Source organism: Psittacicella gerlachiana, from assembly GCF_003585965.1.
GTDB lineage: Bacteria > Pseudomonadota > Gammaproteobacteria > Enterobacterales > Psittacicellaceae > Psittacicella > Psittacicella gerlachiana.
Genome location: NZ_NRJF01000096.1, coordinates 1 through 15732 on the forward strand (window position 1 = coordinate 1; position 15732 = coordinate 15732).

Consider the following 15732-nt stretch of genomic DNA (forward strand, 5'->3'; position numbering starts at 1 on the left):
AATGTATACTGTTTAAATACTACCAATACGGTAACAATTAGGGGAATTAAAACTCCCAGCATTTTAAACACTATATAAATAATCGATACAACTCCGCCACCGAGACTAAACAATAAAATATTTAAGATGATGGCGATAAAAATAAGTAGAATTAAAAACTGAAAGCTACGCCATATTGCTAGTAAAGCTAATTTTAACATTGGAGCAGAAAAGACTACAGGTAAAAAACCTGCAATAAGAGTTTTTAAAGAAATTCCTGAGCTTAAGTCTTTAATTTCTTTAAATTCTACGTCTGGATTTTTATCTTCAATAACGGAAACAATTGATTTTAAAATTAAAGCAATTACTGCCATTATAAAGAACTCGACAAAAGTTTTTACAATTAACCAGCTAACATTAAGAATATTTAATTGGTCAACTATAGCTAATGCAGATAACTGATCAGTATTAGTCGTAGTTAACTTCAATGATAATTGTGGAACTAAAGCCTCAAAGAGATGATTAAAAGCATATAAAACAGTTATGGTTATTAAAAATACCCCTGTTAAAACCTGCCAATTATGAAAAAAGAATCTTAAAGAGAAAATCACCACATTTACATTAGGTTTCTTTTCTAGAGCAAAGGAATTATTCATAATTTTTTGTTGAAATTACTAATGTTTGATTATAAATCTGTTGAAATGCAACTTGTAAGTAAACAAAGTAGATGGTTACAAAAATTGGAATAAGAATAAAATTAAATGCAAATGCCAAGTTTTGTTGCTCATTGCTCAAAGCTAAGGTGACCAAAAAGACAATAAACACTACACTAATTAAAAAAGCAAAAAAGTAGCTAATAATCGTACTTAAAAGGTTAACAAGGATAAATTTAGAAAACCCTTTATAACTTTTATCTAATGAGCCTGTGATTCTCTTGTTTATCATAAAACTTGCAAGAGGGAAAAGATAAACTAAAAAGATTACCATAAGTATGCTACGAATTACCACAAACTCTACAATATTACTTGCTAAAAGAATGATTGTAATTCCTACCCAAAAGATAAATAAAGGCTTACCTAAAAAATACATCTCTTTAAAAGCACTCCAAATACTTTGGTTAAAAAGCGAAGCCCTACTTAACAATTCATTTCTTGGTTGACTTTGGATTAAATCCATTTTTAAAATCGTATAAATGCCTATAGTAACCCCAAGAGCGATAATAAAGCTAGTGGCCACTATAGTTAAAATTGCCTGAGTTAAGGTTTCTTGTAGTACAGGCTGTTGGAATAACTTTATCCCTATAATTGTAAATAAAAGGATAACCACTGATACTCGCCAATACTTACAAGCCTCAACTAAACTGCTTAATCCTGTAAAAAATACAAAACTATTATTTTTCTCTTTCATTATTTATTTTCGATTAAATAATTATAAATTTCATTTTTATCCAAATTAAAAGAGTTAGCTATAATTTTTGCTACTTTTTTTGGTGGTAACTCTGTGGCAAGCTCTTTAATGAGGACTTCGATTTCTTTGGTTAAACTACTAGAGGCTTGAACATGATTACCTTCAATAATAAGTACAAACTCTCCTCTAGTATGATCATTACTCGCCAGTAAATATTCTTTTATCTCTATTGCTGAAGCAGTAACAATAGTTTCAAATTGTTTAGTTAATTCACGGGCAAGACATACACGTCGTTCTTCTCCAAGCTCGGCAATTAAATCATCTATTGAATCTTTAATTCTGTGCGTAGATTCATAAAAAATTGAAGTTTCTTGATTATTCTTAATCTCAGCAAATTTATCTTTTCTTTGTTTAGCTTTTGCTGGTAGAAATCCAAAAAAAGTAAAAGAATCCGAAGCTAAGCCTGAAGCACTTAAAGCTGAAATAAATGCACAACAACCAGGGATAGGTACAACTTTAATCCCATGTTCATGACATAATCTTGTCAAAACATATCCTGGATCAGAAATAAGAGGAGTTCCCGCATCTGAAACTAAAGCTAAATTATTCCCCTCAAGTAGCTGTTTAACTATGCTTTGGGCAATATTTCTTTCATTATGATCATGATAAGCTAAGAGATTTTTCTTAATCCCGAAATTGCTGAATAAAGAAGAACTATGTCTTGTATCTTCACATAAAATAGTATCTACACTTTTTAGTACTTCTATTGCTCTAGGCGATAAGTCCTGTAAATTTCCAATTGGCGTCGCAACTATATATAGAATTCCTGATTCCATCTAAATTCCTTATAGATATAATTTAAGGCAAATGTAAAGACCTACACTTGCCTTTTTTAGTTATTTATCTGCAAAATATTTTACAGGATAATGTAAGTAACTATTAGCTTTTTTGCGTATAGTGTCAAAATTCACTTCTCTAATGAGCTTACCATCTAAATAAACCGTTTGAAGTAAATCTTGATAATTACTATACTCGAGATCATCTTCGCGTACAGTAGTAATTTCTCCATCAAGTTCTACAAGCTTTAAACGTCCCTTTTTCGATGTTTTGGTAATATCTGTTACCGGTTGTTTAAAAGCATCATGCCATTCACCATTAATTTTTACTGCAGAAGCTTTCATAGCAAAACGACAAGTATCACGATTTACTTTTTGTTGTAATTCAGCTCCCATACCAAAAGCTAAATTCTCAATTGAAAATTTGTTTTCTTCTAAAGTTTGACAAATCTTAAGAATCGAATTGGTATTCACGCCATCACCTTGAATAATGCGAATATAAGGAGGTAAAACTTTATAACCTTTACTATTTAAAGTAAAACCAAAAATATTACTTAATTTTGTTACTACTTCTAAAACTATTGTTGCAGGATCACCTGAATCAGGTCTTACGACTAAGGTTCCATTAGAAGTTTTGATTTTTTCAACAATATCAGATCTTGCAATAAAGTCATCAAGAGCTTTATCTAAGTCATATGAATCTAAAACCATAGAAACCACTCCACCATTAACTAAGTAGTTATCCATAATATGTTCATATGCTTGATACTCTCTTTCTTTACCCCATGAGGTAATAGTAGAGTGTTCAGCTGCGGGGATTGAGAAACCAATCATACAAGCACTATAATATTCTTGTCCTTCAATAATCGAAAGCACGCTATCGGTACCTTGAAAATTAACTAAATGTGCTAAACCGCCAATTTGACAAGTTTCAGTTGAAGAAGCACCACGAGCTCCGAAATCATGTAACTTAAATGAAAGTTGGGTGAGTAGCTCTTCTTCAGTTAAATCTGAAGTTTTTCTTAAGTACTCATAAATGTTTTGCTTATTTTTAAAGCTTAAAGTAGCTACGGTAGTCGGATACCAAACTGCACGTAATAAAGCAGTTTCAATATAACTAGTTAACCAGAAGCATTCTGGATCTGTATTAGTTACTTGCACTAATGGATTACTTGCAGGAACAAGTGTACCTTCGGCTACGGCTTCAATTTTTAATGGTAAATAACCATTATGGTGATGCAAAATATGTTCCCACCCTTTTTTATTAAAAGGTACACCATGAGCCTTAAAAAAACTCTCAGCCTGATCTATATCTTTTTGGGTTATCGGCTTTAATAAATATTTTTTTAAAAATCTTTGTAGACCAAAGAATATAGTGTGAGAATATTTTCCTCCTCTTGATTCAATATAACTAGATACATTCTCAGTTCCAGGAGGATACTGTTTATAATGAGAAGCTTTATAAGAATCTATATCGAGAATAGGATTATACATTTTTATCACCTTAACTTTTAAGAGTGCTAATACTAATACAGGCAGTTATAAAACTGCCTGCTGAAAAAACTAACCTTTAAAACGTTTAAACACTAAACTTGCGTTAGTTCCACCAAATCCGAAGCTGTTAGACATTACAACATTAACTGCTTTATCTAATCTTGTTGTAAGTACATTTACACCCTCAGGGATATTTTCATCTAATTGATCAATATTTGCTGAAGCAGCTAAAAAGTCATTATCTAACATTAATAATGTATAAATAGCTTCATGAGCACCAGCTGCTCCTAAACTATGACCAGTTAAAGATTTTGTAGATGAAACATATGGACTATTTGTAGGGAATACTTCTTTTACTGCTTGAAGTTCTTTCATATCACCAACAGGAGTCGAAGTCCCATGAGCGTTAATATAATCTACAGGTTCAGTTACATTACGTAAAGCTTGCTTCATACAACGTGCAGCCCCTTCACCAGAAGGAGATACCATGTCATAACCATCAGAAGTAGCACCATAACCAACTAACTCTGCGTAAATTTTTGCTCCACGCTTAAGAGCATGTTCTAATTCTTCAATAACAAGAATTGCTCCACCACCTGCAATTACGAAACCATCACGGTTTTGATCATATGCACGCGAAGCTTTGTCTGGAGTTTGGTTATATTTGCTTGATAAAGCACCCATAGCATCAAACATTGAAGAAAGTTCCCAAGAAAGTTCTTCACCACCACCAGCAAAAACAATATCTTGTTTGCCAAGTTGAATTAATTCTAATGCGTTACCAATACAGTGAGCAGAGGTCGAACATGCTGAAGAAATTGAATAGTTAACCCCTTTAATCTTAAAGAAAGTTGATAAACAAGCTGACACCCCTGAACTCATAGTCTTAGTCACAGCATATGGTCCAATAGTTTTAATACCACGAGGAGATTTAGCTGCTTCAAATGCTGCTACTTGTGCTACTGGAGAACCACCACCTGATCCTACAATAAGTCCAGTCATCTCATTAGAAATCATTTCTTCAGTTAGTTGAGAATCAGTGATCGCTTGTTGCATAGCTACATAGGCATACTGACTTGATTCAGACATAAATCTTAATGCTCTACGATCAATTAAATCACTCGCTTGGAAATCTTTAATTTTTCCAGCAACATGGCTTCTCATACCAACTTCTGCGAATTCAGGCATATAAACTATACCTGATTTTCCTTCTTTTAAGCTATTTAAAACTTCATCTTTATTGTTTCCAATACTGGAAATAACGCCGATTCCAGTTACAACCGCTCGTCTCATTATCAGTGTTTTCCTATATTTAATTGGTTATTCTAACCCATATAGAGTCAGTTAAATTATATCATATATTCTAATTTTCTAAAAAAAGCACCAGATAAAATTATTTATCTCAAGATTAATTATATTAAAATAACCTATCTAAGGTCAGCAGTATCTTAAAACGCTACTTTCACTTCATTATTGAAAATGACTTATGATAAATCATATCTTTAGCTCTTACTCTCCGCAAAAATTAACATTAGCTCAAATAAATGTACAAGAGGACAAGGTCTTTAGTAGTGAATATGATGATATTTACTACCAAAAAAATAATCCAATTGCAGAGACTAGTTATACATATTTTTGGAAAAGTAATTTATTACAGACCATAACTCAAAACTTAATTAATAACTCTTTACACTTAAATCAAAAGAATAATTTTCTTCTTCCTACCAAATTAGAAAAAGCAAATTCTATTATCAAAAGCTTAGAAATAGGCTTTGGTACTGGTCTAAATTTGCTAACTAATCTTGCAGGAATTACAAGTTATAGACAAGTGCAAAAAGCAATTACTGCTTATGAGTTTGAAAATCTGTATTCTATATCTCAAAATGCAATAAATGATAGCTCTGAGATTAAATCGATTTTATCGAATATATTTAGATCACCTAAATCATTAGTATTTCCTACTAATGATACTAGATTTGCTAGTAAATTTGGTAGAAATTTTTATAATCCTGTAGATTTAGATAACTTATATCACTATCTTCGTCTTGAACTCAAAGATATTTACTATTCATTATTTAGTGATAAATATATCAAACATCTACTAGACTCCCCTGTAAATAATTATCATAAAAAATTTCTCGGTCTATGCTTTAACAATCTGCAAACTCTAGTAAAAAGTGAGGGTTTTCGGGAGAATCTAAAACAAATTGTTACTAGTTTAAAGCAAGAGTTTATTTTTCAGTATTTAACTTTAGAAAAACATCCTATTGAAAATATCATCTTAAAAAAAATCCATCAAGATTACTTTATTCCACAATTAACACAGGAAAGCAATACTTTTGTTTACTTAAGTATCCTTGCTATATTTGAAAACCTTGCATCAGAAGAGCTACTTTTTCAAAATATCGCTTCCTGTGAACGCAAATTTATCGAATTTATTCATAGTGAAGAGTTTTTTAATAACTTTAATACCTTTGTAAATACAGAACAAAATCTTAACTTTAATCAATTTAAAAACAAATGTTTAGAGAACTCACTAAATATATGTAAATATTTTTTAAAGATAAGTTTTAAATCTTACCTTGTAAATTTTGCAAGCCACATTTTTACGGATCAAAATTTAGAAAACTTTCTCGAATATACTAGTAATAAAATTCAAGATTTATGTTCATCCCTTAGTAACTCTTTGACCTGTATCTCTACCCCAGTAGAAAGTGCTTCATTAAGTCTTAATATTGAACAAAATATCTTTAATTTTTACTACGATGACGTTGAAAAAGTATTTAGTGAATATTCTGTATCCATAGGTAAAGAAACAATAGACATTATTCTTCTTGATGGCTTTGATCCAAGTAAAAATCTTAGTTTATGGAACTCCAATTTATATGCGAGTTTAGCCTTTGTAAGCAAACCTTATGCTCATCTCACTACTTTTACCAGTGCGAGTTCAGTCTTAAAAGGATTAGCGCAAGTTGGCTTTAACTGTCATAAAGTATCCGGATTTAATAAAAAGAACAGTATTCATGCTGTTTATGAGCAACGAGAAAAGCTAGAGAGCTTGTTAACTGATTTTAATACTAGTAACAATTTAAGCAAACGCAAGGTATTAGAAAGCACGCAACAACACCTCGCACAAAGTTTAAATTCAATTTTAAAAGAGAGATTTCCTTACTATCGTGGTAAAGAGTTTACTCATGACTTTATTGGTAAAATAAATCTTAATCTTATAAACAAGCTTTATCTACTAACCCAAGATAATTATTTACCTCATAAAGTTTTTGCCTTTAAACCTGTTTGTGCTGAAAAAGTATATAAACTTATAAATAAAAACGAAATCGTAAAAATTTATGGTGCTGGAATTGCTGGTATTAGTCTTAGCAATTATCTACAGAGTCTACAAATTGAACATCAACTAATTGAAGTTAAAACTAATGATAAAGCTACGATAAATCCTATAGGTTTAGTCTATCCTCAACTTGTCGACGATGATCCTTTAGTAAATCAATTGCATCTAAATGGATTCATCTATAACCAACAGTTTTACTCTCTACATAAACTCAAACCAATTGATGAATGTAAAATTAGAATTTTTAAAAATTCGATCGTTGAACCTAGTTTAAACTGGGATTTTATTACTCAAGATACATCAAAGCAATTTTATTTAATTAACGGCTATAAATTTTTTGTAAATCGTTTTTATAAAGATTTTGTTTCTTCACATACCAACTACATCTCACCTAAAACTAAAGTACCTCTAGATAATGAGATCCTAAACTTTATATGTACTGGTGCAGATTTAGTAGACACTTTTGCTCCGTCATATAGATTGCAACTAAATTCTGGTAAAACTAGTTATCTATCAATAGATCAGTTTATAGGTGTTTTACAAGAAACTATAGAGACTCTAGATAGTAAATATGAAGCAGATTTATTAAACACAATACTTTTATATTTAGAAAATAACAAAGAAGCTCTTTGTCAACATGGATACTTTGTTAGTGGAGAAATTTTAGATCTAGTTGAAATAAATCCTGAAGCAAAATCTAAAGAAGTGGGATCTGAAAAAATATTAATTTTTGGAGCAACTCATCATAATAAGACTTCAGCGTCAACGCTAAATGAAGATCCTAATAACTTTATAAAAGATAACGTTAGTAACCTAAGAGTATTTCTAAAAGATCTTGGGATTCTTGAGAATTTAACTTGTTATGAATTACTCAAAGAAAAGCTTCTTGAAAAAATAAGAAATAACTGCTTGGACACCAAATTTGGATCTCGAATTAATATGAGAGATAGGTTTCCAATCTTAGGGCAAGAAATCGAAACAAGCTATCTTACTTGTTTAAAAGATTATATTCATCACAAATTTTCACCTTCTACTAAACTTGAACAAATTTATCTTCCAAGTAAGGAGAACTTTTACTATATAGGTGCTTTAGGTTCTAGAGGACTTAATACAGCTCCTATCTTAGCGGTAAATCTTGTTCACATGGCTTTAGGTCTAGCTCTTACCTTACCTGACGCTATAATTGAAAAGCTCAACCCTCAAAGATTACTCTTTAGCAATTATTTAAAGGGCAAAGCTTAAAATAAAAAAATTAAGACAATATGAATTTAGATTTGTGATTTCAATGTTAAAACTCTCATGAGATTAACAAAAGTTAACACAAAAGGGAATAAGTTCAAAATAGCCCATCTACATTATTTGTCATTAAATAACAATAACTTGCATAAAGAGATTTAAAACTAGATTACTTTCTAACTATTAAATTTCATTATATTTACATGTGAATAATAACCATGTACAACGCTAAGTTATTAAAAAACAGTTTGAAAGTTAACTTATTAATTTTTAGATCTTTTTAAATAAAAGCAAGAGGTAATACTCTTGCTTTTTTCTTTATTAAACAATAGACATGTTATAATACACTCGGTTTGAATATATTACAGGAGAGATCCATGTCTGTAAAACAATTAAAAGATGTAGACATTAATAACAAAGTACTATTCATTCGTGCAGATTTAAATGTACCGGTTAAAGATGGAGTAGTTACTTCAGATGCACGTATTGTTGCAACTCTTCCAACAATTAAATATGCTTTAGATAATAAAGCTAAAGTTTTAATTACCTCTCACTTAGGTCGTCCAACTGAAGGTGAATATGACGAACAATATAGTCTAAAACCTGTAGTTGACTACTTAGCTAAAGCTTTACCAGGTGTTAAAGTACGTCTTGAAAAAGACTACGTAGGTAAAGATAAAGTAGAAGTAGGTGAAAACGAAGTTGTAGTTTTAGAAAACGTTCGTTTTAACAAAGGTGAGAAAAAAGATAACGAAGAGTTAGGTCAAGCATACGCAAGATTATGTGATGTATTCGTAATGGATGCTTTCGGTACTGCTCACCGTGCTCAAGCTTCTACTCATGCTGTAGCAAAATTTGCTAAAGAAGCTGTGGCTGGTCCATTATTAAGTGCTGAATTAGAAGCTTTAGGAAAAGTTCTAAAAGATCCTAAACGTCCTTTAGTAGCTATTGTTGGTGGTTCTAAAGTATCAACAAAACTAACTGTTTTAGATAACTTATCTAAAGTAGCGGATCAAATTATTGTTGGTGGTGGTATCGCTAATACTTTCTTAAAAGCAGCTGGTAACGAAATTGGTACTTCATTATGTGAAGATGATTTATTACCAGAAGCTCAACGTTTAGCTACTCAAGTAAAAGTTCCTTTACCAGTAGACGTACGTGTTGGTAAAAAATTCGATGAAAACGAAAAAGCAGTAGAAAAAGATGTTAAAGACATAGCTGCTGACGATATGATTTTTGATATTGGTGACCGTTCATCTGCAGAATTAGCGGAAATTGTTAAAAATGCAGGTACGATCTTATGGAATGGTCCAGTAGGTGTATTCGAATTTGCAGAGTTCCGTAAAGGTACTCAAGATTTAGCACAAGCAATTGCTGAATCAAATGCGTTCTCAGTAGCTGGTGGTGGTGATACTTTAGCAGCTATTGATTTATTCGGCTTAAAAGATAAAATTTCTTACATCTCTACAGGTGGTGGTGCATTCCTAGAATTTGTTGAAGGTAAAGTACTTCCTGCAGTTGCAATTTTAGAAGAACGTAACAAATAATTTTAACTCATTGGAGAAAACAAAAATGACTAAAGTATTAGACGTAATCAAACCAGGTGTTGTTACTGGTGATGATTTACAAAAATTATTCCAAATTTGTCATGAACACAACTTTGCACTTCCTGCAGTAAACTGTGTTGGTACAGACTCTATTAATGCTGTAATGGAAGCTGCAGCTAAATATCGTTCTCCTGTAATTGTTCAATTCTCTAATGGTGGTGCTCAATTCATCGCTGGTAAAGGCTTAGATGCAGATGCTCACTATAAAGCTGCATTAGGTTCAATTGTTGGTGCTAAACAAGTACACCTATTAGCTGAAAAATACGGTGTTCCAGTAGTATTACACACTGACCACTGTGCGAAAAAATTATTACCTTGGATTGATCACCTATTAGATGCTGGTGAAGAACACTTCAAACAATTTGGTAAACCTCTATTCTCTTCTCACATGATTGATTTATCAGAAGAGCCATTAGAAGAAAACGTTGAAATCTGTAAACAATACCTAGCTCGTATGGATAAAATGGGCATGACTCTAGAAATGGAACTAGGTATTACTGGTGGTGAAGAAGACGGTGTTGATAATAGCGACCGTGATCCAGCAGAACTTTACTCTAAACCAGAAGAAATCGACTACGTATACACTGAATTATCAAAAGTTTCTCCACGCTTTACAATTGCAGCTGCATTTGGTAATGTTCACGGTGTTTACAAACCAGGTAACGTTAAATTAACTCCGAAAATCTTATTAAACGGTCAAAAATACGTTACTGAAAAACACAACACTGCAAATGACAAACCAGTTTGCTTTGTATTCCACGGTGGTTCAGGTTCTACTCAAGAAGAAATCAAAGAAGCTGTTTCTTACGGTGTAGTTAAAATGAACATCGATACAGATACACAATGGGCAACTTGGGAAGGTGTGTTAAAATTCTATAAAGAAAACGAAGCATACTTACAAGGTCAATTAGGTAACCCTAATGGTCCTGATGCTCCAAATAAAAAATACTACGACCCACGTGTATGGTTACGCCACGCTCAACAATCTATGGTTGAACGTATTGGTGAAGCTATGGAAAGCTTAAACTCTAAAAATACACTTTAATTTCTATTCTTAGAGATACAAAATTAAATTAAAACAAAAATATTCGAAAGAAAAAGGAGGGCTATACGTCCTCCTCTTTTTGTGATTAAAATTTATGTCCTTACAAGAAAAATTAACCAAAAATTTACAAGAAGTTAAGAAATATTTAGCAAGCATTACCTCTCAAATTCCAAAATTGATGGTTGTAAGTAAATATGCGACCACTGAACAACTTTTTGTTCATATAGTTAATAATTGCTTGCTTATTGGTGAAAACTACGTCCAAGAAGCCCAAAGAAAGTTTACTTCATTACAACTTATCCAAATCGTTTTGCAAGACCAAGATAAATATCAAGTTTACTTTGAGTTAATTAAACAGCAAGACTTTTCTAAACTAAACTCATTACTAGATATAGACTTTCTCGATCAAACTTGGCAAGATATAAGTTTTATTCTTAATTATCAAGATCAGTTAAGAAATCAAAGCTTCTACCAACAAGTTATTTCTAATCTTAACTCTATACAATTGCATATTATTGGCAACGTCCAAAGCAGAAAAATTGATCAAGTAGCTCAGTTTGCTCATAGTATAGATTCAATAAGTAATGAGAAATCTCTTCTTAAGTTGGCTAAATCTCTTGAGAAGTATCAACGAAGCATGGAAATCTTAATTCAATTGAAATCAAATCTTGCCGACGGAGAAAATAGAGCTGGTTGTACAGAAGAGGAAGTGTACAAATTAGCAGAAGTTACAAGCCAATTTCCTAGAATTAAATTAAAAGGAATTATGTTTATTGCAAGTACACAAAACCAAGCTCAAGAATATGAAAAAGCTAAAGCTGTTTTTAAGAAATTAAAAGAACTTCACCCTAGCGTACAAACTTTATCCATGGGGATGAGTGATAGTTTAGAAATTGCTCTTGCTCATGGCAGTACCCAAGTGAGAATTGGCTCAGCTCTATTTAAGTAAGAAGTTTTTATATTCTTTTTAGTGGCGAATATGCTATAATGTCAGGAACAAGACTTATTTTTCGTGTAGTTTTCTTGACAGATTTTTCTGTATAATAAGGTTTCGTTTTTAATGAGAAAATTTCTTCTTACTTGTCTTGCCGTTGTTAGTATTGTTGGTCTATCTTCATGCTCAATCATTTATCAACCAGTAAAAAATGAGGGCTCTGAATTAGATCAAGCTCAAATAGCACAAATCCAAAACGGTTATACAAAAGAGCAAGTTCTTTATATCCTTGGAACTCCTAATGTTTATAAAACATTAAGTGAAGATTCTTGGTACTATATTTCACGTATAGTTAATTCTCGCGGTAAAGTATCTGAGAAAGTATTTGTTGTTACATTTACTAATAACCTTGTATCTTCTTTCGGTTACTTAGATAAACCAGCTAATCAATAATTATTTGGACACAAACATGGGTATTTTAAATAATAAGAAAATCTTAGTTACGGGTATTGCTTCTAATTTATCAATTGCATATGGTATTGCACAACAATTAAAAGAGCAAGGTGCAGAATTAGCATTTACATATGTTGGTGAAAAATTAAAACCTCGTGTAGAAAAATTTGCAGCAGAATTTGGTTCTGACATTGTTTTAGAATTAGATGTTGCTAACGATCAATCAATTGAACAGTGCTTTGCAGATCTTGCTAAAGTATGGTCTAAGTTCGATGGTTTTGTACACTCAATTGCTTTTGCTGGTGCAGATCAGTTAGATGGTAATTATGTAGAAGTTGTAACAAGAGAAGGTTTCAGAATTGCTCATGATATCTCTTCATACTCATTAGCAGCTATGACTAAAGCAGCTTTACCTTACTTAAATGATGAAGCATCAATCGTTACTTTAAGTTACTTAGGAGCTGAAAGAGCTATCCCTAACTATAATGTAATGGGCTTAGCTAAGGCTTCTTTAGAAGCTAATGTACGTTACATTGCTAACTCATTAGGTTATAGAGGTATCCGTGCTAATGCTATCTCTGCAGGACCTATCAAAACTTTAGCAGCTAAAGGTATTAAAAACTTCTCAAGAATGCTTGATTACTTTGAGAATTCGGCTCCTTTACGTCGTACAGTTACTACCAAAGAAGTTGGTGGAACAGCTGCTTACTTATTATCTAATTTAGCTTCAGGTGTTACAGGTGAAGTAATTCACGTTGATGGTGGTTTCTCAATCGCTGCAATGAACGAAAACCTTTTAAATGACTAATTAGATTCTAGTAAAAAAGCCTAATTCGAAAAGGAATTAGGCTTTTTACGTACTTTATTTTCCTCAACCTCTTATTATTGTATGTCGAACAACCAAAATCTCCTACTTGAGCTAAAAAAGCAATTAGCTAAAGATAAGCAGGAAATAAAAAATCAAAAAAACAACAAAAAATACAAGAGCTATGAAGTTTTTCTCCATGGAAAAAAGCATTATATAACCAATGATCATACAGCTAAAGATCCTAGTTTTAACTGTAAAAACTATTCTGTTTGTGATTGTGATTTTATTCGTGAACTAAAAAACTTTACCTTTAATCTTTGTGATGGAAAAATCTGTAGTTGTGTTCATGATAATAAGCACAGAGTACACCATAATCTAGTTGTAGGTTTAATTAGAACCCATGAAAAAGGTTTTGGATTTATTGATTGTAACTCCAATGATGTTTTTGTTCCGCATAGCGAAATAGCAAAAGTTCTCGATCAATGTACCGTTTCTTATACTATTGGGGAAAATAAAAAAGGCAAAGTTGCTCATCTTAAAAACGTAATTGATCATCCTTATACACGTTATCCGGCTGAAATTATTTCTTTAGCACCTTTAAAAATTAAACTCCGTAATGATCCTCTTAAGAGACAATTTAAAGCTAGTGCTGATCAGGAAACAACTAAACTCTTAAACTTGAATTCAATTGTTCTTGTTACCGTAGATAATATCAATGCTTTACTAGAAAATTCAGCTAAAGAAATCACCTTTACCATTGATGATTATGTTTGTGAGACAGGTAATCCTTTAGCTATGTGGTATGAGGAACTATTAAAACATCAGCTTCCGATTAAGGAAACCGTAGCTCCTTTAACTAATGATGAGTTCTTTGAGCAAAGAATTAACTTAAATAATATTCCATTTATATCTATTGATAGCGAAACTACCGAAGACATTGATGATGTACTTTTTGCTTATCATATAGATGACAAAGACATAATTATTGAGAAAAAAGATAATACCCCTGATTTTAAAACATTTGCCCCTAACAATAGAAAAATCTTAAAGTATAACTTTAATCATGAAGAAAGCTTAAACTCTGCAAATTTGCACATTCCTGAAGAAACCCAGTATATTTTGGCTATTGGCATTGCAGATCCTAGTTCTTTCTTTGCTAAAAATTCTTTAGCAGAAAATAGAGCTAAACAACTTTTACAAACCTACTATTTACCAGCCTATACTTTAGGAATGTTGCCTAATAACATAACTAAACAAAGTTCATTACTTGAAGGGCAAATAAGACCAAGTATTGTAGGATTTATTTATTTTGATGCAAATGCAAATTTTACGGGTGTTGAATTTAAGTTAGCTACTTTACAAAATCATGCAAAACTAAATTACAACGATACTTCTGATTACTTACAAGATAGAAATAAGAGTTGTGCTATTTTTGAAGGACATAAATTAGCTAAAGAAAAAGTTTGTCTCGTAACAAATACACTTAATGATTTCTACCTCAAAAGAAAAAATTGGCGTAATCTTAATAAGCGTAACGTTACTTACTCTACGAGTAATACTCAATATGTAATTGATGAGCATGGGAAATGTATTGATATTATCCCTATTGTCTTAAAAGAGTCTCATGAACTTGTAAGTGAATGTATGCTTTGTTACAATCACTATACAGCTTTATACTTTAAGCATTTTAATATTCCTGGAATTTATACTTATCAATCTGGAATTAAAGAAGTAAATAAGCAATATTTTAATAGTTACATCGACTTTTTATATCAGGAGAAAAATATAACAGCTTTAGAAGCATTTAAAAATGCTAATGAAAATGATGATATAAGCTTAGATTCTTATCACAATATTAAAGAAATTGTGTTAGAGCATAATAAAATCTATTCAGATCGTATTCTTCGCTTTATGAATAACTCTGAATATGCACTTGAACCAAAAGAACATTTTGGTTTAGGATTAGAAGCTTATATAAATGCTACTTCTCCTATTAGAAGATATGTAGATGTGATCAACCAAAGATTATTAAAAGCTTTTATTACTAACAATCCTTTTGATAATATAGATACAGAAATTTTATCAAGAATTGATGAATCGAAAAATAAAGCAAAAGCGATTTATAAAACTTTAGCAAGTGAATTAGAAACCCAATACCTAGAGAAACATCTTAACGATACTTTTGTTGTCGAAATTGCTTCAGTAATTCAGTCAGGGATGAGAGTTAAAGATACTAAGACGGGTATTGTAGGCTTTATCTATTTAAACCGTTTAGAAAAAAGTTTTAATACTAAATTTAAAATAAATTCCAATGCAATGGAATTTACTGTTTATGATAAAACTTTTACTATAGGCTCACATATCAATGCAAAATTACAAAAGATTGATGGTGGTAAGTTTATTTTTAACTGGCATGATTTTAACAATCTAAAAAACAGCTAAGAAAATTTTGATTTTTTCTTCCCTTTTTGTTATAATAGTCAGGAATATATATTTTATTGAAATAAACTTTGGAACTAAGCCTCTATATCTTTAAAAACATTAAACAAGTTTTATAATTGTATAACAATTATATTCATATTAATAT

General features: G+C 31.3%; 12 protein-coding genes. 7 read left to right on the top strand and 5 right to left on the bottom strand.

The features are described 5' to 3' along the window. From CKF59_RS03835 to fabB, 5 genes are all read right to left on the bottom strand, one after another. On the bottom strand, positions 1-635 hold a 635-nt coding region (locus CKF59_RS03835; RefSeq protein ID WP_147397109.1), incomplete at its 3' end, for a hypothetical protein. Further along, a complete protein-coding gene (locus tag CKF59_RS03840) occupies positions 628-1386 on the bottom strand; it encodes a hypothetical protein (protein WP_119534658.1) in 759 nt (252 codons plus the stop codon). The genes CKF59_RS03840 and CKF59_RS03835, both read right to left, overlap by 8 nt. Beyond that, a complete protein-coding gene (rsmI, locus tag CKF59_RS03845; protein ID WP_119534659.1) occupies positions 1386-2222 on the bottom strand; it encodes a 16S rRNA (cytidine(1402)-2'-O)-methyltransferase in 837 nt (278 codons plus the stop codon). The genes CKF59_RS03840 and rsmI overlap by 1 nt, the downstream gene beginning before the upstream one ends. Before the next feature lie 60 nt (positions 2223-2282). Further along, positions 2283-3716 (bottom strand): nicotinate phosphoribosyltransferase, encoded by a 1434-nt coding sequence (locus tag CKF59_RS03850; RefSeq protein WP_119534660.1) that lies wholly within the window; start codon positions 3714-3716, stop codon positions 2283-2285. A gap of 69 nt (positions 3717-3785) precedes the next feature. Then, on the bottom strand, positions 3786-5009 hold the full coding sequence (gene fabB / locus CKF59_RS03855; RefSeq protein ID WP_119534661.1) for a beta-ketoacyl-ACP synthase I: 1224 nt from the start codon (positions 5007-5009) through the stop codon (positions 3786-3788). Between the two features lie 193 nt (positions 5010-5202). Between fabB and CKF59_RS03860 the strand changes: the two genes are divergently transcribed. From CKF59_RS03860 to CKF59_RS03890, 7 genes are all read left to right on the top strand, one after another. After that, positions 5203-8304, top strand: a complete 3102-nt coding sequence (locus CKF59_RS03860) for an MnmC family methyltransferase (protein ID WP_119534662.1) — start codon at positions 5203-5205, stop codon at positions 8302-8304. A gap of 371 nt (positions 8305-8675) precedes the next feature. Then, a complete protein-coding gene (locus tag CKF59_RS03865; protein WP_119534663.1) occupies positions 8676-9845 on the top strand; it encodes a phosphoglycerate kinase in 1170 nt (389 codons plus the stop codon). A 25-nt stretch (positions 9846-9870) separates the two neighbouring features. Continuing rightward, positions 9871-10950, top strand: a complete 1080-nt coding sequence (fbaA, locus tag CKF59_RS03870; RefSeq protein WP_119534664.1) for a class II fructose-bisphosphate aldolase — start codon at positions 9871-9873, stop codon at positions 10948-10950. Between the two features lie 94 nt (positions 10951-11044). Then, on the top strand, positions 11045-11899 hold the full coding sequence (locus tag CKF59_RS03875; protein ID WP_119534665.1) for an alanine racemase: 855 nt from the start codon (positions 11045-11047) through the stop codon (positions 11897-11899). Positions 11900-12010: 111 nt separating this feature from the next. Continuing rightward, positions 12011-12337 (top strand): outer membrane protein assembly factor BamE, encoded by a 327-nt coding sequence (locus CKF59_RS03880; RefSeq protein WP_119534666.1) that lies wholly within the window; start codon positions 12011-12013, stop codon positions 12335-12337. Positions 12338-12353: 16 nt separating this feature from the next. Beyond that, a complete protein-coding gene (locus CKF59_RS03885) occupies positions 12354-13145 on the top strand; it encodes an enoyl-ACP reductase FabI (RefSeq protein WP_119534667.1) in 792 nt (263 codons plus the stop codon). Positions 13146-13226: 81 nt separating this feature from the next. After that, positions 13227-15587 (top strand): RNB domain-containing ribonuclease, encoded by a 2361-nt coding sequence (locus tag CKF59_RS03890; RefSeq protein WP_119534668.1) that lies wholly within the window; start codon positions 13227-13229, stop codon positions 15585-15587. Positions 15588-15732 lie beyond the last annotated feature (145 nt).

Coding starts and splice junctions, on each gene's coding strand:
- CKF59_RS03840 (WP_119534658.1), bottom strand. CDS start 1,386: ATGAAAGAGAAAAATAATAGTTTTGTATTTTTTACAGGATTAAGCAGT.
- rsmI (WP_119534659.1), bottom strand. CDS start 2,222: ATGGAATCAGGAATTCTATATATAGTTGCGACGCCAATTGGAAATTTA.
- CKF59_RS03850 (WP_119534660.1), bottom strand. CDS start 3,716: ATGTATAATCCTATTCTCGATATAGATTCTTATAAAGCTTCTCATTAT.
- fabB (WP_119534661.1), bottom strand. CDS start 5,009: ATGAGACGAGCGGTTGTAACTGGAATCGGCGTTATTTCCAGTATTGGA.
- CKF59_RS03860 (WP_119534662.1), top strand. CDS start 5,203: ATGATAAATCATATCTTTAGCTCTTACTCTCCGCAAAAATTAACATTA.
- CKF59_RS03865 (WP_119534663.1), top strand. CDS start 8,676: ATGTCTGTAAAACAATTAAAAGATGTAGACATTAATAACAAAGTACTA.
- fbaA (WP_119534664.1), top strand. CDS start 9,871: ATGACTAAAGTATTAGACGTAATCAAACCAGGTGTTGTTACTGGTGAT.
- CKF59_RS03875 (WP_119534665.1), top strand. CDS start 11,045: ATGTCCTTACAAGAAAAATTAACCAAAAATTTACAAGAAGTTAAGAAA.
- CKF59_RS03880 (WP_119534666.1), top strand. CDS start 12,011: ATGAGAAAATTTCTTCTTACTTGTCTTGCCGTTGTTAGTATTGTTGGT.
- CKF59_RS03885 (WP_119534667.1), top strand. CDS start 12,354: ATGGGTATTTTAAATAATAAGAAAATCTTAGTTACGGGTATTGCTTCT.
- CKF59_RS03890 (WP_119534668.1), top strand. CDS start 13,227: ATGTCGAACAACCAAAATCTCCTACTTGAGCTAAAAAAGCAATTAGCT.